Raw genomic sequence first — 16,929 nt, 5'->3', positions numbered from 1 at the left:
CCGTCAAAGGCACAGGAACCATCCTGCGGGCCCGAGATTTCTCTCTTGCTTCAGGCTTCCCGGCCTGAGGCGCCTCAACAGCGGCCTCCGCGTTGCCCCCGCGGGGGCCGTCCTGTAAGCGAGGTACCATGGACGAGAGTTTGAGGGTGATGCTTGCGATCGGCGCGACAGTGACCGTCGCCGCTGGGGCTTTCTTTGCCATACGTTTTATCGTGGGTTTTTACAGCTAGACGTTGCACGTTAGGGCGTTACCCGTATTTTTCCCAAGGTTGATCTCGCAACGTGGCACTTTCGCATCCCACCCGGCTCCTATAGTTTTCGCGTCAGCGGCGGCCGACTCTGGACCGGACACTTCTCAAGTCCGCGACCCGGAGGCGATAACCGTCGCCCCACGCTGGGGGCGTCGATGTGGGGTGATCCCGTGTCGACCACCCGCCTGGATGGATGTCTAGGCACCCAGAAGAGACGTGGGACCACTGGAAGCGGTACGTAACGCGGAAGGTGGGCCGATGCGAGCACATGAACGGCGGTTTCTTTCCGTTCCGATGGCGGCCAACTCCTCAACCTTCATGGGTCGAGGCGCGCCCGACCCGGAGGGCTGGCTGTGAAAAAGCCAACACACCGAGTCGATGTTCGCGTGAACGTGAATGTTGCTGGTTGCCTTTGGGCAATCGCCGCAATCATTCATTGCTTCATTTGAGCGGGCGGGAGGCTTCGGCCTCCCGTTTGGCTTATCGCAGACTGGGAGAAAACCATGAGTGGCGGTTGGCGCGAATTGATCGGACAGTACAAGTGCGACTGCGGCGCAATCTATAAAATGATCTCCACACGTACTCCATTTCCAGACACCGATTCTGCCGAGTGCGAGGTGTGCGGTCGCACCATGGATAGCTGGCGCAACTCAACGGCATTTCGCTCGTTCGAACTTCTAGACCGGCCCACTTGATTCAAAGGTGGCGTACCAAGGCATTGTCCCGACACGAATCGGCTTGACGCTCTGCGAGGTCGGCGGCCGAGGTGCCAACATGGCCAAACGTTCCCCGTACCCCAAGATCACCGCCGACGAACCAATCACCGCCGATCTAATAGAACGCTGCCTTGATCGGCTTGCCTTTGAGATGGCCCGGGCGCCAATGGGCGGCGAGGTTTATCTTCCGATCTACGAGCGGCTTGAATCAGAACTTGCCGCCCTGAAAGCGAAGGAAGACATGATGGAGCGAGCGCGCGTTAGGGCCGCGCGGTTTATGCGGGAGCACTCAATCAAGGAATAGGGGGCGCAATTTACGCTCGCTTCGATAGCTGCTTATGCAGCGCATCCAGCTTAGATGTCTCACCCACCCCGTCATCGACAACCCACGATGCCCCCGACCGCTTTACCGAAAACGCCCCATGGGGGAAGCTGGGTGTTTCCTTCCGCTCAACGCGACACAGCTTTCGCATCTCCGCGATGGCCTGAAACGACGTGAAATCTTTCCCCGCGATGCGCTCAACGGCGAGCCGGCCGCGCTCGGCCTCTCGCCTTAGGCTGCTCGCGGTCATCCCACCGTCAGGGAAGGCAAGCTTGGCAATCACCGACAAGCGGCGCGGTGTATCGTCTGTCCAATCGATTGAATCGGCCATGAGCCGAATTTGGCGCGGCAAAGATGGCGGCTGGATGGAGATAGGAATGAACGCAGACAACGAAAAACGCGAAGCTCGCCTTCTCCCATGGTCATCGGTCGGCATTTTTGCCGAGGTCAGCCACTAAAGGCCTTGGCGCAAGCTATCCACAGAAGATGTGAAAAGGCCGGATAACCACGGCATGAGTCATGACGGGGTTGCGTCGACTCTGTTCTACGTGTGTTCTTTCGATGCGACACGAAATGATTCGAGTCGCGAACCGCGCCCGGACCTTTTCTTGGGGAATCGGGAAACCGGGCGCTCTCGCAATGGAGAACTACCGATGTCACTTTACGACGCTTTGATCAATCCCCCTTTTGCGGAAAAACGCGCCCTGCAAGACTGGGAGTGGAAGTTCGAGTTTCAGCGATACCCGATCGATGCCCGGCCTTATGGCCGCGACTGCGTGTATGCTTTCGTCTCGCCTTACGGCTTTGTGCACTACATCGGCAGAGCGGAGGATCTCGCCACTCGGATCGGCTCTCATGACCGTATCGAGGAAGCCAAGCGCGATGGGGCGACCGAGCTATGGGTCCACCGTACAGACGCACAGAGCAAGGTTCGTTTTCACGAGGTTGAGCAACGGCTCATCCGAGCGCTGTGTCCTCCGTTGAACTCGCAGCACAACTCGCTAGCAAGTCTTGGCGGCCTCCTGGGTCTGACAGGCGGACTGGCGTCGGCGGGGCGAGAGGCGCCTTTCGGACTGCTCAATGGTCTGAAGGTCTGAGTCGCGCAGCATTTTTGAGACAAGTCTTCGGGCGGGCTCGCTTCGCCCGAAGATCTCGTCCATCTGCGGGCTTCGACGTCTAAGTCGCAGTGTATGCCAAAGCCTAGTTGCCCCCTCCGCTCCCCTCGATCTATGGTCGCACCTTGGGTCTTGGGGGCCAATATGCCGAATTTACGAATTCTGGCGCTTTGCGTCGTGCTGGGCGCAGTTGAAGAAGCAACAAGAGGCCGCGGCGTTGACATCGGTACCCAGGCCAAAGAAGACCAGCGTGCCGAAGCCGTCATCCTAGACCGGCTGCTCGACGACGCCACCGAGCTATTTGGAAAAGGCATATGAACGCCAGCCGAAACTGGACCTGTCCCTTCTGCAACAGGCCGCAGACGATCACCGACCACCAACTCGCCGTCCAAAAGACCTATCTCCCATTAAAGGAGCATAAGTTCGGAGCCCGATCTATCGGCACGCTGACAATCGCGCACGCTTGCGCGAATCCGGAATGCAAAGAGGTTGCCTTACTCGTTCAGTTCGGCAGAGGAGACGGGGCCTGGGATGGGTTCAAACTCAACGACCCCTTGGAAACTTACAATCTACGTCCCCAGAGCGCCGCCAAGCCTCAACCGGATATTATTCCCGTTCCGATCCGAGAGGATTACTACGAAGCTTGCCGGATTCGCGACCTAAGTCCCAAAGCAAGCGCCACGTTGGCACGGCGATGTCTGCAGGGCATGATCCGTGATTTTTGCGGCGTGTCGAAGCCAACATTGGCGGGTGAGATTAAGGTGCTCCGTGAACAATTGGACTCGCACACAGCGGCGAAAGGAGTGACCCACGAAAGTATCGATGCGATTGATGTCGTTCGCAAGCTCGGCAACATCGGCGCTCACATGGAAAAGGATGTCAATCTGATCGTCGAAATCGATCCAGGTGAGGCACAGGTCCTTATTGAGCTAATCGAGATACTCTTCGAAGAATGGTACGTCGAGCGTGCAAAACGAGCCAAGCGGCTAGCCGAGTTAATGGTGTTAAGCAGCCAAAAAGAAGCCGAGCTAGAGCAAGCAAAGCTGTCAATGTCGTCCGCGCAGACTCAGCAAGGAGAATGACAGCTTGGAAACTCAGATTAGCCGCATATTAACCTGCGGGCCGTTCGAGTCTGACGCCTCGGAGACACTTTGTGCAAATCAAGCTCCCCGCGACCGACCTCAAAGCATCGCAAAGCATCGATAGCGTTGAGCTTAAAGATGACGCCGGCAGGCACATCGGCCAATACTTTTTTGGGAAGGGCTACGGCCGAACCGTCTTTCTGTTCGGCAAATACAAAGGCACGTTCAAGACTCACGCTGAATGCCAGGCTTTCGTCGATGGCGTCCTTGCTGTGATCAACTCATAGTCCGCTATTCGTCTTGGTGTGTCGTACTCACCCGCCGCGACGATGAGCCGCGGCGAAGCGCGAGGTGCCTCGCCAAATTCCGATAACGCTTTAACGCTCATATTTACGACGTTCAGGCGCAGAATGCTGCCTTCCGTCAAGGCTGCCGGAGGTACGCGAGCCGAGGATGTCATTTTACGTCGTGTGAACCTCTTCACATGGGTATGACATCAGGACGGTTAATCTCCAGTCGCTGGCGAGAGGTTTCAGTTACAGCGGGAGGCGGCCGTGGCAGCAGACACAAAGGCGGACGACTGGTTTATTGCTGCGCACGTGCTGAGGGTACGCACGTCGTCGGGCACCGCATCGATATCGTTTAAGATTGGCAGCAGGGTAGCTAACATCGCAGCACTGTTGGGTTGCTCCGGACCAATCTCGGGAAGTGGTGTTGCGGACACGGACTTCCAATTAGACACGCAACTTATGCGCACCTTCAGCGGCCCATTTTCGTTGAAGGACATTAAGGGGCATCGCGGTGACGTCACGCAAAACGTGTCCTTTTCACCAGATGACTTGTCCGGCGTGGCATTCAATAAGAGTGGAAGCGTCTTTTTTAATTTCGATTTACCCAACACGAACCCGATGACCTTTACGATCAGGGGCCAGTGGATGGTAAAGATGGTCCTTAATCTTGGTACGACGTTCGTACTCTAGTTCGGATCCTCGCGTCTTGACATGAAAGTTAGTCGAACAGGTCATCGACTTCTTCCTCTGGGCACACGCCTTCGCTTGTCGGGCAGTTCCTCCCTCATTTACCCTACCGCACAAGCTTAATTTCAGCCTTCGATTGCGCTCGTCGGTTGCCCGATTACGCTGTCGTCACCGGACGAGTTGCCCTGTCCGGATTCAGCATGGCGACGCCGGCGTGCCATCATAATCGGCGCGTCGGCTTCGTTCTTTCCAACGGAGACCTAAGTGTGGCCCTACGGAATCGCGGCGCTATGCGTTGCGCTCGTGATCGTCGGAGCTTTCGCACTCATTTTTCTCAGCTTCGATTTTCCGGACGAGCCTAAGGCCTGAGTTTAGCAGTGAGGCGCGTTGAAATGATCGTTGGGCAATGAATTTCCTCACGCGGGTTTGCACGCCACGCCTCATGTGTTAGACGGCGCTCTTCAACATTGAAGGAGCGCCGAGTTGGCCAAGAAGAAGAAAACTGTTCGTCGCGAATGGACGAAAGATGATGTGAAAACACTGAAGTCGCTGGCCAAGCAAAAGGCTGGTGCCACAAAAATTGCAAAAGTGCTGAAGCGGACGCCAGGCGCGACGATGGTGAAGGCCTCATTGCTGGGCGTTTCGCTCAGCAGGCGATAGCGCTCACCCCTTGCGCTCCACTAGCATGCTGGCGCCTTCGGCCAGCCTCAACCAGGCTTCATTGTCGGCTGTCTAATTGCTCTATCGGCCAAACGGCGGCATTCCTCAGCTTCGGTTCGATAGCGATCAGCTTCTTCCTCGCTCATCATTCGACTCCCCAGCGAACCAAATGAGGATGGCGACGAGGAAATCGAAGGAAATTTGACGATAGGCCATTACGGGCTCAGGGGCGCGTACTCCTAAAACCCGCGGGGACTTGGGGCCGTGTCCGGTCAATGTTCAAGACCAAGATGTGCCAGTTCGGCCTAACTGGTCGTCTAAGGGCCGCAGCGGATTGCTGCCCCCCTCCGGCGTGCGCGTGTACGACTGCCCAACCTGTAAGAGGTCGTTGTGGGATGCCGGTTGCCATAATTTGTCTGAAGCGTTCCACCTTTTGGATGATCGCGCAGGGCGGAAATGGTCCGAACCGGAACTCCAAAAGTTCGACGATCTGGTCCGCAGAGGACGAAGAAATGCTTTTACATATGCAGGCGAGCGGAGCGTCATTCAGCGACATGCAGCAGATCTCGGCCGTAGCCAGGCATCAGTCGAAGCTCGCTATTCCAACTTAAAGAAGCAGGCTCAACTAAAAAGCTGAGCCGCCCCCGGCAAATGGAGCCTCGGATGTTTGGCCAAATTCTGGAAGAGCTACTTGAGACTTCCGCTGTCGGATCAATTACCGGTCTTCAACGATTTTGCGGTGTCCCGGTGCTTTTGCAACGTCTATCTAGTCGGAAGCATATTCTCCAGCAGCATCCTTACTTTTTGATGCCTTTTGTACTCGGCGATATCCTTTTGGTGGTCTGCGACCATGTGAGTCGCGAACATTTTATCGAAGCCTGCGCCGGACATCTTTGACATCTTGTCATGTTCGGCTTTTTGCTTCGCATTCGGTCCGCTTGGTGAGTTCATCCGAAAGCTCGGCTGACAGACTATCCTGTGCTCAATGCTGTCACCTGCCGCCTGCATAGCCTTGGCTCCAACGCCAAGACCGAGCCGACTTGTAGCATGGTCTACTTCTTGAGAATGCCGATATCGGTGTTGCCCAAATTCTTTATGGCGCGTTCGGCGGCGGGCGTATCCACCGCGTTGTCGTGGGAAGTTGGAGCCGGACTAACAGAGGAAGCATCCACGTCGCCGGTCGCTGCGTGGCTGAGCGCGTTGCCCACGTTGGGACTGGAGGAGCCCGCAGTGCCGCTTATTGTATGCCCGGTCGATAGGTTGCCGCCCGCATAACCTTTGGAGCCGGTGGCCTCAGTTCCACTCGCCGCCGAGCCGCTACTGCTCGATCCACCCGTACTCTGGGCCAATGCGAGCGACGAGCCGCCAAAGAGTAAGATCAAGATAACGGCGATGTGGTTCACAGAGCGGTCCTCTACTTGAATGACCGCTCAATGAGTTGCACCTCCGAAAGTTCCTAAGGGCGCTCTCCAGGCCACCACGTTGATGGTGGATCACTCGCCGAAATCTCAGTGCGCCGGAGTGCCACGAGGTGGCCTGGCTTGTACGGATAGCCCCACACCGCCGAGCAATCCTTTCGTCGTGAACCGGCCGCCTCAGGATGTTCAGACCCTGCAGTGCCGCCGGTGGCTTATCCGAACAAGGCGGCCTCCACTCAAGAATTAGGGGCGCCGATTCACATAGGTTATGGAAAGGATTTGTTAACCGGGGCAAAGTGGCATTCCGGGGCTGGTTAAGCCATTTCATTTCGGAATTATTGAAACCCGGAAAGCGTGAGGGGCCGCTGTGGACGACAGCGGTCCTTTGCTTTGTTGTGCGAGCTATTTCGGTGCCTGCGAGCCCGGGAACCGCAGCCCCTCACTGACATGTAATCCAGTCTCGGCTTGTCTGGCTTTGTGGAGGATAACCCAAGCGACTCCGCAAAAATTGCCCGATAAGAAATAGGCCGCCAACTGAGGCGGCCTCAAGCGGGGGGCTCCATGAATTGGCTTGTGGCACTTCTATTTGTTGGACTCGTTTTGGTTTTCTGAGATCGTGGTGGCAGCGTGTGGCCGCCCTTCGCGAGGTGCACGGGACCAATCCGCAGCGTTTCTCCCGTCGGCCAGTACCGAGTCCAGTAATGCCGTGTGTCTAACTGCGTGGGCTATGATGTCAGGGGCATCTCTCAGACCGCCGCCGGTCCCTACGGTAGCAGTTCGGCGGCCGCCTGGAATAAATCCACGTCGTTGTTCAGCAGATCTTGGAGGGTCGGCTCATGTATCTTGTCGGGCTCGATGCCGAGGTCCTCGATTTCGGTACCGGCCTGGGCACCGACGCGCAGAGTGCGCCGGATCGCGACACGCATACTACCGCCCTTGGGCAACGGCTGCAGTGCCCCCGCGCCGTGCAGCAGCTGTCGTAACAGATCGATGGTCCAGACGTTGGCCCCGCCGGCGCCCGTGTTGTTGTCCACCCCCAGGATCTTGCCGATGCCATGGTCCTTGAACCCCGCGGCGAACATGTCCGTCGTGCTGTAGCAGCGAGCATCGATGATGAGCACGACCGCCCCCTTGTAGCGGTGGCCGATGTCGTTGCAACGCTCGGGATCTGTGATCGGAAAGGCGGCGGAGAAGGCCGCACCTGTCTCAACCGCACGCTCGAGCGAAGGTATCCACACCGCGAGCTGCCCGTCCGCCTTGGCCAATTCCACCGTCAGTGGCGTGACTGCGAACTGCGCACGCGTCGGTTCGATCCGCTTCGCCGTGAAGAGCTGGAGCAGCCGCTCGCCGGCCCAGATCAGACCGCCTCCGTTACCGCGGACGTCGAGGATCATGCGCTCTTTCGGGAAGTCCGGATGCTCGAGCAGGCGAACAACCTCGTTCACGAACGGCTCGTCGCGCTGGACGGAGAAGGTGCGGATGCGCAGGTAGCCGACCCTCTTTCCTCCCAGATTGAGCATCTGCACGTCGAATACGTCCGGCATCACCGATTTCAATCCCTGCACAGCGGCGGCGGCGGCGATGGCCGTAGCCTCCTCGGGCGTGCTACCTCCTGCGGTCGTGTAGCCTGCGCTCGCGCGCGCCCGGCGAATCCGGCTGCGCTCGGCGAGCTTCTCCGGAGAGAACAGGAGGGCGTTTATCCGCCGACGAACGTCGCCTTCGAGGTCGAGGCCGAGCGCCAGTGCGGCGCCCGCCGACTGAACGCTCCCCTCGTCCTCGGGCTGGGGCACGTCCACCACCGACCATTCCGCGCGGAACTCTCGCTGCACTCCCGCCAGATCCGTGTAGCCTACGATGACCCACTCGTCGTCCGGCGGTGCTGAGATCAGCAGAGCGCGTTGCGTCAGCCCGTCTACGCCGCGGGCATGGCGTGCGTCCGGGTTGCTGCCGGCGTGGTAGTTGGCTGCGATCTCGACCGCGCGATCGATGGGCACCGCGTTCCAGTAGTTGATTCTGACGCCCTTGTTGAAGTTCGCGTCACCGATGCCCTTCATCGTCTCCGTGACGATGTAGACGCGACTCCCGTTCTCGTAGCAGTGCTTCAATCGGAACGGCAGGAATGCGGCGGCCTTCGCGAAATACTCCGGCAGTATGTAGTTGGTGTGCAGGTCGCGCAGGCCGGTGAAGATATCGGTCAGCTCGTTGTGGAAAGATATCTCGGACTCGTAGCGGCGGAGCCGTCGACGCAGGAGCCGCAGCCGCTGCACCGGATCAATTCCGTGCATCGCCTTCTTGAGCTGCAGATGCGCATAGTATCCGTCGAGCAGAAGGATGGCTTGGTCGACAATGCTCATGCGTTCCTCGGGGCTGAGCTTGTCGATACCGGCGAGGTAGTGGTGCAGGCCATGTCCGCCCTGCAAGACGCCTCGCACGCTGTCGTCCGCGGACGCGGCGAGAGAGTCGAGAGTTCCAGAACCCGTTGTCGACGAAGGAGGAGGCGGCGCGAGTGGTCCCACCGCGGGATACGGCGCGGAGGGCGGCTGGACCTGCACCAACTCAATGCCCGCACCGACCCGCACGCTGATTTCGAGCGGAATGGTCCACGTATTCCCGCCGTCGGCTTGGTTCGCGGCCATCTCTACCTCGCCTTCTGCACAACAGACTCGACCGGGTCGCGGTCAGTCATGTTGATGCGGCCAGTGTAGATCGCACCCCTAAGCGGTGAGCCGAAAGCATACCGAACAGGCAATCCAGTTGCAAGCCCCGCAACACACTCGCACGCCGGTCCCGCCCGACCCAAGACGTCGGCTTTAAGGTGACGACACGATGAACTTTAGATCCACGTGACCAGAACGGGATTTCCTCTTTGGCTACGATTGCAAGAGTTAAGTCGCGAGGCCGTCACCGAGTTTTTGCCCTGAGGTTCTCGCCACGGATCAGGCAGGCCTCGTGACATTTTGGTCCAAGTTGTCGCATTTGCCGGCGCCACCTGCGCAGGTAGCATCGTCGCTTTCCTACCAACGAGTGGGTGATGCCATGAGAGTGGGAATTGTTATTTTGGCCCTGTTGATTTTTTGACACCCGCAATCGCGCAAACGGTATCAGGGAGAAGGCTCAGGAGGGGACGGATCCACAAAACCAAGTTGCAACTATTGCACCCTTGAATCCAGCTCGCAGAAGGCGCAGTGCGCTCGATGGTCAAACGCGAGCGAGAGGGCAAACTGTGAGCGGGCGGCGTTTGACTGGGGTCCACATGTATGAGGGCTTGCAAGTAGGCTCGAAACGGATCGCAAGTTTTATCATCGCGGTCCTTCTGGCGGTAGCGTCGCGAGCTGCAGCCTATGGAGCCGTCGCTGAATTTTGGGGCAATGAGGGTTCGCCGGAAGCCCTGCAGTTTCTCGCTCAAGCTCACCCGAGCATGGAATTTCTACTCCGACAAGCGCCTCATCTGGGAGCTCCGCGTAGCCCATCTCCAGCGCCGGTACAGGCTCCAGAGAGCCAAGCCAAAAGTGCGAGCGGTGCAGGCATAGTCAGACTGGTTTGTAAGGGTACCCTCAGGATTCTTGCTTTCGGGAACGGATATTCGGAAAACAATACCAGTGCTTTCGAAGTCGTGCTTGAGATTGACTTGACCAAGCGCACACTAAAGGCTGACGGCTTCACCTACAAAGACACCGAAATAAGCGACACATTTGTTGCGGCACGCTATCCGGATCGGGAAATCGAAGCGATCACGGTGAACAGAATTACAGGTGGCCCCAGCGGCTGGCTCAAGGCTCGGCTAGCCCCTATCCTGTCGCCATGATCAACACCGCCCTCACCCGCCCCCGCGCCGACAATCCGCATGACGAGACTTGGCACATCTATTCCGGCGACGTCCGCATCGGGACCATCGGCGCGGCGCGCCGGAGTGCCTGTGCACGCCGATCAATGGGAATGGTCGGTCGGTTTGTATCCCGGCATGGAGCCAGGCACATGGCGGAGTGGCATAGCCGCCATCTTCGAAGCCGCGCGCGAGGCTTTCGAGGCCGCGTGGTCCGAGCTGCGGCTCACCATCCCAGACAATGCCTTCGCCGAATGGCGCCAAGACCGGGACTGGCGGGCCGCGGTTGCCGCCAAGCGGGCGCGGGGCGAGAAGCTCGACAGCGAGATCCGGAGCACGCTGATGCGCTGTATCTGCGGCACCACATTCGACAGCTGGAAATCGGCGGAAGCTACCCGCATCGCGCACACATCACCGCCGCGCAGGCCACCAGTTGGGACACGCCGATGAAGCACACCGAAGAACGACCCTATGCTGACCCGGAGGCGGCCGCGCGCAAGCTGGTCGAGCTCGCAGCGAGCGCCGAGGCCGTCCAGGACGGCCGCATCTATATCGAGAGGATCAACGCGCCCTTCTTGTTCAAGCTGATGGGCAGTGGCAGCGAGTTCGGCGCCGGGCTCAAACACGCGATCGAGCGCGGCTGGCTCCAGCTGCACGAGAGCGGGACTTACGTGCGCTTGCTAGGCCCGGGCGGCCTACTCACTCAATAGATCAAGGTAAAGGACAACCAGCCCGAGAGAAGCGCGCAGAAACCAATTCCCACATAAGGCAATGCAAGGCGCAACGGATATTCCCTCCGAGACGCGAATATGCCGCCAATCTTTCATGGCAGTTGGCCGAAGACAACGAATCTGAAGTTGTATCTTCGGGAGGAGAGAGGCAGCCAACTGCCGCGGCCTTAGTTCATCTTGCGCCTGAGCTTCCGAACGATCTCACGAAGCTCAGCGACATAATCCTCAATGATCCGCAGCGCTTCCTCCAAGCGAGACGGCTTGGGCTCTTTGGGCTCGCTCTGTTCCTCAGGCTTTCCCATGAGGCCCAGCGTGTCTGATGGCGGCCAGCGTCTCTTGATCTAAATCAAACCAGGCCAGGCCGCCAACTGAGGCGGCCTCAAATCGTCAGTATTAGCCAAACGATTAGGCCAGCGTTCACGGTGCCTACGGTGACAATGCCTGCCTGAATAAATCGCTCGGTCATGGCGCTCCCTCGCGAATTTGAGGGAAAATTATGCACCAACTAGAAGTGGCGTCTATGCAGATTGTGCCACTCTAAGTCCCGTCACGGACCTTGCGTTCGAGCATGGCCGTCTCGACCTGATCGGCAAGAACCGTAAGATGGCTGGCCAGCCTCTCGAACAAGTCCCGTTTGGCTTTGTCAGTGGCAAGATCACTGATGAGCTTGCACTCGGCCGCGTCGGTCCGCAGCTTTTCCAATTGCGCTTGATAGTCCCGCATAGCACGCCCCGCCGCGCGTACCTTTCCTTTGGGCTGGTTTTACCACAGCCTCAGGCGCCCTGTCAGCGCTCACTTGGCGGCTGCGCGAATTCGCAAATTGGAAAGCACTGGCTCAAAGAGGTCGCCAACTGAGGCGGCCTCACTCTTTGGCTTTGAACTCGCAAACCCTGCGGTTGAGGTGCCATAGCTCTACGTCATGACCATCCACAAGCTGTTCGACCTGTCCCTTTGCCTCCTCGTCGGTATCGCATAGGAGGTCGATCCGCTGTTGAATGTGACCATCGGAGCCTATGAGGTAGGCGTGGTATCCGATCATTTCGGTGGTGCCAAACCCGGCGAGGTCAGCCACTCGCTTATGTGAGCGCCGGTCTCGGCTTGCCGAGCTTTGCGGATCGCCCGCTCCCGCTCGATACCTGGCGGAAGCGATTTGGCTGCCTGACGGAGCCGCTGGGCTTGTTCGGCAAGGCGTTCTTCAAGGGATGTCGTTTGCTTGATGCGGCGTCGGTGCATGGCGCCAGCTCCTGTCCAAAGGGAAGGAGGCGGGAGCGCGTGATGGCGTTCTCATCACCGATAGATGCCAAGGCTGCGCGGTGATGGGATAACCTGGCATGTACGCTACCGGACTTATGGTCAATTTTGATCACCTCGCAAAAATTACCGAAGGCAAATCAGGCCACTCCCCTACATAGGGCGTCTACTCATAAAAGGTCGGATTACCAACGCAGCGGAAGTCGGCAGCCACAATTGCCATTTCAGGCTTGTTCGATCTCCCGCCTGTTGAGGGACGACGTCAAAAGACGGCAATCCAAAAAGTTTCAATCACTGTCAGCCACCGGTGACAGGGGCTCATTAATCCTCCGGGCGCAGCGAATTAGCTCGCTATCCGTCCTCGAAAGGCGCAGCACTGCTCTAGCCATAATGCTCAGCGATGGCCGGATGACCCCGCAATTGCCGCCGTCACCCTTGCCTCGGCAATTTGGGGGCAGCTAGTGAGGCTATCCATGTCGACAGGTTCGATTCCCTTGCCGAACGTGCTTATCGTCGAAGACGAGATGGTCTTACGCATGCGCGCGGTAGACATCGTAGAAGATGCGGGGTTCAATCCCGTCGAAGCCGTCAATGCGGACCAGGCGATCTCTATTCTTGAGTCCCGCTCAGATATCTCCCTACTGTTTACCGATATTCAAATGCCCGGTAGCATCGACGGCTTGACACTCGCCCACGCCGTGCACAACCGCTGGCCAGCGATCAAGATCATCCTGGTTTCCGGTCAAGTGATGCCCACCGATTCGGAAAGGCCGGCGGACAGCCGATTCTTTGCCAAACCGCTCGCTGTCGACCAGATGATCACCGAATTGCAAGCAATGGTAGGTACAGGCGCCCTTTTGATTGTTCCTGACGCAACCGGATTGCCGGCAAACCAATCGCTTCCCGCCGCTCTGCCAACCACCCCGTCGTCGCGTTCCGCACAGGAGGTGGTTTTGTCGGCGGAGAACCACAGCCTTCGGTTATTGCTGGAGCAAGCCGGCATCGATGCGGAAACTCTGCTTGTCCAGGCAGGTATCGATGCCAAGGAGCGAGAGGTCGCCGACAAATTGCAGAAGCTGATTCTTGGCGAACTTCATCATCGCATCAAGAACACCCTTGCCACCGTGAGCGCGATCGCCTCGCAGAGCTTTCGCGCAGCTTCCAGTGTCGAGGACGGCCAAACGGCCATGGAGGGCCGGCTAGGCGCGTTGGGACGAGCCCACGACCTGCTGATGCAGGTGAACTGGGCAAGCGCGAGTCTTACCCAGACTTTCCAGAGTGCCACAGAGCCCTACGACAGCCAGGGAGCCAGGCGCTTCCACTTCAACGGGCCCGATCTGAGGATTACCTCAGGCGCGGTTATAGCGCTCGCTATGACTTTCAACGAATTGTGCACCAATACGACGAAATTCGGCGCTCTCTCTGGCCCGGCCGGTCGCGTTGAAATCGCGTGGACGATAGATGAGTTGAAGCAGAGGCTTTACTTGGTCTGGACCGAAAGCGGAGGTCCCGAGGTCGCGCACCCAACCCGACGAAGCTTTGGCACCCGCATGATGAAATCTCTAGGCCAGCAACTGAACGGCGAGGTGCAACTTGCTTACGAAACATCCGGTTTTAGATACTCGCTGGATGTGCCGCTTGGTTCCGTCGCGGCGCCCGCGTGAAGGAGGTGATCGTCCGCTCTTTGGTACCATTGAGACATGCAGCCTTTACCTTGTCAGGCGGTCTTTGACCATGTGAAGCGTGACGATCACGCCCTCCGCACTCCAATCGCACGAAATGGAGCCGCCAAGCTGGGCCGTCATGCTGCGATTGAGCAGCTTGCTTCCATATCCACCTTCACCAATCGGAGACGCGACGGGCGGGCCGCCGCGCTCGGTCCAGACGACTACCACCTCGGTATCATGCGCGGCGCAGGATATATCCAGTGTGCCGGTTGGTGAGGATAGCGCGCCATACTTCAGTGAATTGGTGGCCAGCTCATGGACAACGAGCGCGAGCGTTGTAGCCGCTTGCTCGCCGACGCCCATGCGGGGGACTGAGACGCGGACGCGACCGCTAAACGCTCCCAAGTCGTCATAAGGCGCAAGCAGTACGGTCAAAAGATCGCCTAACAGCGCCGCTTTTCCACCCTGACCGGGAAGGGGCCGGACAAGATCATGGGCGCGACCTAGCGCCGTCAGCCGATGCGTAAGTTCTTTCGCCATGTCGGCGGTCGTCTTGGCGGACCGCGAAGTGATGGCGGTGAGACCGGATGCAATGGCCAGTAGATTTTTCACCCGGTGGCTCATTTCGCCAGCGAGCAACTCATGGCCTTCCTCAGCTTGCTTGCGTCCCGTCACGTCGATGAAAATTCCGTACATGATGCGACCAACAATGCCCGCGTCATTTCCCTGGCCGCGAGCGGAAATCCACCTGACCTCTTCGCCGACCATGATACGGAAATCAATTTCGTAGGCGCCGATGATCGCGCGGGTAGCAGCAAAAGCAGCTTTTACGCGATCACGGTCGGCCGGATGTACATGTGACGAGAGGTCATCGAACGACACGTATTCGCTCAGGGGCACCCCCCAGAGATCGAAAGCCCTCTCGTCCATTGTGAATCGATTGTTGTCTACGTTCCACGACCAGAGCGCGACGCCCGCCGCCAAGATTGCCAAACGAAGCTGGTCGGCATTCCAAACCGGCAGGCCCGCCTTCTCGGCCGGGTCTTCGGAAACCTTCGGGACTGGGACAACCTCAGCCGAGCCAACACCTTGCGCTTCCACGTTTATTCCTCAGCTCGATGAACTTTGCCTGCTGCAGTGGATTAGATCGGCGACAACGCCGGCCGCAAATGCCTTAGGGGATTTTGGATGACGCTTTGGGAACCAACTCCGCGGCCCCCCAATAGGTTCGAGCAACAGGTTGGTTCCTGACACATAAAACGAGGCTGAGAGGCCGTTCCATTAGATGAAAGATTGACCGATGATTTCAGCGGCGAAACGAGCGGTCATTCTTATTGTGGAAGATGACGTGTTGATACGGATGGACGCGGCGCAAATGATTGCAGGAGATGAGTTCGATGTGATCGAAGCGGCCAATGCGGATGAAGCCATTGCTATTCTCGAAACCCGATTAGACATCGCCGTCGTCTTTACCGACATTCAAATGCCCGGCAGTATGGATGGTCTCAAACTGGCTGCCGCGGTCAGAGATCGTTGGCCTCCGATCAAGATCATTACCACTTCCGGCCAAGCCAGAATCGGTTGTGATGATCTGCCAGACGGCGGGTTATTTTTGCCGAAGCCCTACAATGCTGCTCAAATCTTGAAAACGCTTCGTGAATTGACAGTCTAATTGAAGTACCTTTCAGCGGAGCCAACGCAGTCGTTACGACTTCCGGGTTTGGCCCATCGCGGACCTAGGGTGAGGTGCACCAAAGCGCCGCTATCAGAGGCAGAGCGGACCTCATAAGAAGTGCAGCGCAGGTTTATGAATACACGCCCTAGGCCACCGCGCTCGGAAACAGGCGAGCGGCTAATGCACAAATATGAGGTAAAGGAGGGCTGCCGCCAGCAGAACGCCCAAAACCGTATTGGCATTGGGATCCATCTTTGAATCCTCTGCCCGTGGAGACCCCAGCATCGGCCGGGGGGCGCAATGATGCTGGGGCCTCCGGACAGGCTTCTGTCTCGTGGGACCGAGACCGTCACCGCAGAACACAAGCCGGGCGCAACATAGACGTTCCCAGCCAAGTCTTAAATCTCCCCTGCTTCACACAGCGCGCCGCTCGGCCGCAGGGTCCGGTCTCGTCCGGCACCTGCGGCCCTGCTGCGACGTTCCGCACGATCGGCGTGCATCTGGCGCTACCCCTGCACCGTTGACGTTTGTTGGCCGAGGGGGTTCTGCCGAGCCAGGAACATCGTGGCTTTTGCCAAGTTTTCCCGGCGCCCTCGAGGCTCGTCGAGGGTAACCTCTAGGCCCCGGCTCATCCCCATTTGAGCTGGGGCCCTTTTCTTCCTTGAAAGGGACTGACTGAAGGGGAACGACCAGAGCAGTCGAATATTTGAGTCGTCGTTGGCTCGCTGCCACAGTGGGCGCAGGGCCCCGGCCTAATCCCTTTGTCTCCCCGGCAGCCGGGGCAGTCTCTCGGCCTTGTAGTATCGGAGTAGCGTATGCGTTCCTCGCCCTCGATCGTGCCGGCCGACCGCCTCGACCGCGACATTTATCTGGTGCTTGAAGACTTCGGCGCTCGCGCCGGTTGCGCCTGGCGCGAGACGGATGAGGCTGACACCGACCTCGAGACGATCCTGCAAAATCTCCTGTCCGGCCAGTACGCCTATCCGGTCCGAATTGTATCCTTCAATCCCGTCGAGGGATGGTCGCGAGATGCGACTTCCGACGTCGCCGACGCACTGGCCCAGCGCGCATCTGACACTGACACCGAGGTCTCTTCTGCACTGCAAGCCTTCATCGCCGCCAACGCCACAAGGAGCTTCGACATGCAGCTAGCGCTGCCCTTGCGCGGAATCGCCTGATGTCCAGCGACGAAAAGCCCCTTGCGGCCGGTGCAATGGCTACGACGTGCGCCAACTGTGACG

Annotated in this window: 20 protein-coding genes; 14 read left to right on the top strand and 6 right to left on the bottom strand. The window is 58.5% G+C overall.

Features of this window, described 5'->3' with window-relative positions; all coding sequences use genetic code 11:
* The first annotated feature begins 1,025 nt into the window (after window positions 1-1,025).
* The 8 genes from ABIA90_RS14155 to ABIA90_RS14120 all read left to right on the top strand — a co-directional run bounded on the left by ABIA90_RS14155 (window position 1,026) and on the right by ABIA90_RS14120 (window position 5,123).
* Window positions 1,026-1,271, top strand: coding sequence for a hypothetical protein (locus ABIA90_RS14155; protein WP_354118300.1), 246 nt, complete (start codon window positions 1,026-1,028; stop codon window positions 1,269-1,271).
* A gap of 290 nt (window positions 1,272-1,561) precedes the next feature.
* Window positions 1,562-1,747, top strand: coding sequence for a hypothetical protein (locus ABIA90_RS14150; RefSeq protein ID WP_354118301.1), 186 nt, complete (start codon window positions 1,562-1,564; stop codon window positions 1,745-1,747).
* 195 nt (window positions 1,748-1,942) lie between these two features.
* A complete protein-coding gene (locus ABIA90_RS14145) occupies window positions 1,943-2,386 on the top strand; it encodes a GIY-YIG nuclease family protein (protein ID WP_354118302.1) in 444 nt (147 codons plus the stop codon).
* 162 nt (window positions 2,387-2,548) lie between these two features.
* A complete protein-coding gene (locus ABIA90_RS14140; protein ID WP_354118303.1) occupies window positions 2,549-2,722 on the top strand; it encodes a hypothetical protein in 174 nt (57 codons plus the stop codon).
* On the top strand, window positions 2,719-3,486 hold the full coding sequence (locus ABIA90_RS14135) for a DUF4145 domain-containing protein (protein WP_354118304.1): 768 nt from the start codon (window positions 2,719-2,721) through the stop codon (window positions 3,484-3,486). The genes ABIA90_RS14140 and ABIA90_RS14135 overlap by 4 nt, the downstream gene beginning before the upstream one ends.
* Window positions 3,487-3,557: 71 nt before the next feature.
* Complete coding sequence (locus ABIA90_RS14130; protein ID WP_354118305.1) at window positions 3,558-3,773, top strand: hypothetical protein; 216 nt, start codon at window positions 3,558-3,560, stop codon at window positions 3,771-3,773.
* A 267-nt stretch (window positions 3,774-4,040) separates the two neighbouring features.
* Window positions 4,041-4,466 (top strand): hypothetical protein, encoded by a 426-nt coding sequence (locus ABIA90_RS14125; RefSeq protein ID WP_038935863.1) that lies wholly within the window; start codon window positions 4,041-4,043, stop codon window positions 4,464-4,466.
* Window positions 4,467-4,946: 480 nt separating this feature from the next.
* Window positions 4,947-5,123: a hypothetical protein gene (locus ABIA90_RS14120; protein ID WP_354118306.1), complete on the top strand. Its 177-nt coding sequence runs from the start codon at window positions 4,947-4,949 to the stop codon at window positions 5,121-5,123.
* Between the two features lie 762 nt (window positions 5,124-5,885).
* On the opposite strand, the gene ABIA90_RS14115 is transcribed toward ABIA90_RS14120, so the two are convergent.
* The 3 genes from ABIA90_RS14115 to ABIA90_RS14105 all read right to left on the bottom strand — a co-directional run bounded on the left by ABIA90_RS14115 (window position 5,886) and on the right by ABIA90_RS14105 (window position 9,177).
* Window positions 5,886-6,014, bottom strand: coding sequence for a hypothetical protein (locus ABIA90_RS14115; protein WP_502918352.1), 129 nt, complete (start codon window positions 6,012-6,014; stop codon window positions 5,886-5,888).
* 161 nt (window positions 6,015-6,175) lie between these two features.
* Window positions 6,176-6,526, bottom strand: a complete 351-nt coding sequence (locus tag ABIA90_RS14110; RefSeq protein ID WP_354118307.1) for a hypothetical protein — start codon at window positions 6,524-6,526, stop codon at window positions 6,176-6,178.
* 779 nt (window positions 6,527-7,305) lie between these two features.
* Window positions 7,306-9,177 (bottom strand): S41 family peptidase, encoded by a 1,872-nt coding sequence (locus ABIA90_RS14105; protein ID WP_247305619.1) that lies wholly within the window; start codon window positions 9,175-9,177, stop codon window positions 7,306-7,308.
* Window positions 9,178-9,794: 617 nt separating this feature from the next.
* Here ABIA90_RS14105 and ABIA90_RS14100 point away from each other — a divergent pair.
* From ABIA90_RS14100 to ABIA90_RS14090, 3 genes are all read left to right on the top strand, one after another.
* On the top strand, window positions 9,795-10,346 hold the full coding sequence (locus tag ABIA90_RS14100) for a hypothetical protein (RefSeq protein ID WP_354118308.1): 552 nt from the start codon (window positions 9,795-9,797) through the stop codon (window positions 10,344-10,346).
* A 111-nt stretch (window positions 10,347-10,457) separates the two neighbouring features.
* Window positions 10,458-10,814: a hypothetical protein gene (locus ABIA90_RS14095; protein ID WP_354118309.1), complete on the top strand. Its 357-nt coding sequence runs from the start codon at window positions 10,458-10,460 to the stop codon at window positions 10,812-10,814.
* Complete coding sequence (locus ABIA90_RS14090) at window positions 10,811-11,074, top strand: hypothetical protein (RefSeq protein ID WP_283016710.1); 264 nt, start codon at window positions 10,811-10,813, stop codon at window positions 11,072-11,074. The genes ABIA90_RS14095 and ABIA90_RS14090 overlap by 4 nt, the downstream gene beginning before the upstream one ends.
* 558 nt (window positions 11,075-11,632) lie before the next feature.
* On the opposite strand, the gene ABIA90_RS14085 is transcribed toward ABIA90_RS14090, so the two are convergent.
* Both ABIA90_RS14085 and ABIA90_RS14080 read right to left on the bottom strand, forming a co-directional pair.
* Window positions 11,633-11,818 carry a hypothetical protein gene (locus ABIA90_RS14085; RefSeq protein ID WP_028152975.1) on the bottom strand — a complete coding sequence of 62 codons (186 nt, stop codon included), beginning with the start codon at window positions 11,816-11,818 and terminating at the stop codon, window positions 11,633-11,635.
* 139 nt (window positions 11,819-11,957) lie between these two features.
* Entirely contained in the window at window positions 11,958-12,167 is a 210-nt protein-coding gene (locus ABIA90_RS14080; RefSeq protein ID WP_283016711.1) for a hypothetical protein, read from the bottom strand.
* A gap of 652 nt (window positions 12,168-12,819) precedes the next feature.
* Here ABIA90_RS14080 and ABIA90_RS14070 point away from each other — a divergent pair.
* A complete protein-coding gene (locus tag ABIA90_RS14070; protein WP_283016712.1) occupies window positions 12,820-14,010 on the top strand; it encodes a sensor histidine kinase in 1,191 nt (396 codons plus the stop codon).
* A 45-nt stretch (window positions 14,011-14,055) separates the two neighbouring features.
* Here the strand turns inward: ABIA90_RS14070 and ABIA90_RS14065 are convergent, their stop codons facing one another.
* On the bottom strand, window positions 14,056-15,036 hold the full coding sequence (locus tag ABIA90_RS14065; RefSeq protein WP_283018883.1) for a sensor histidine kinase: 981 nt from the start codon (window positions 15,034-15,036) through the stop codon (window positions 14,056-14,058).
* A gap of 277 nt (window positions 15,037-15,313) precedes the next feature.
* Between ABIA90_RS14065 and ABIA90_RS14060 the strand changes: the two genes are divergently transcribed.
* The gene (locus tag ABIA90_RS14060; protein ID WP_283016713.1) at window positions 15,314-15,685 is read left to right on the top strand and encodes a response regulator; all 372 of its coding nucleotides are present in this window, start codon (window positions 15,314-15,316) and stop codon (window positions 15,683-15,685) included.
* A gap of 818 nt (window positions 15,686-16,503) precedes the next feature.
* The gene (locus ABIA90_RS14055) at window positions 16,504-16,866 is read left to right on the top strand and encodes a hypothetical protein (protein WP_135217202.1); all 363 of its coding nucleotides are present in this window, start codon (window positions 16,504-16,506) and stop codon (window positions 16,864-16,866) included.
* Window positions 16,867-16,929: the final 63 nt, after the last annotated feature.

It is taken from the genome of Bradyrhizobium sp. LA6.8, assembly GCF_040547935.1.
GTDB lineage: Bacteria > Pseudomonadota > Alphaproteobacteria > Rhizobiales > Xanthobacteraceae > Bradyrhizobium > Bradyrhizobium barranii.
This window is presented reverse-complemented; position numbering and strand designations above follow the sequence as displayed.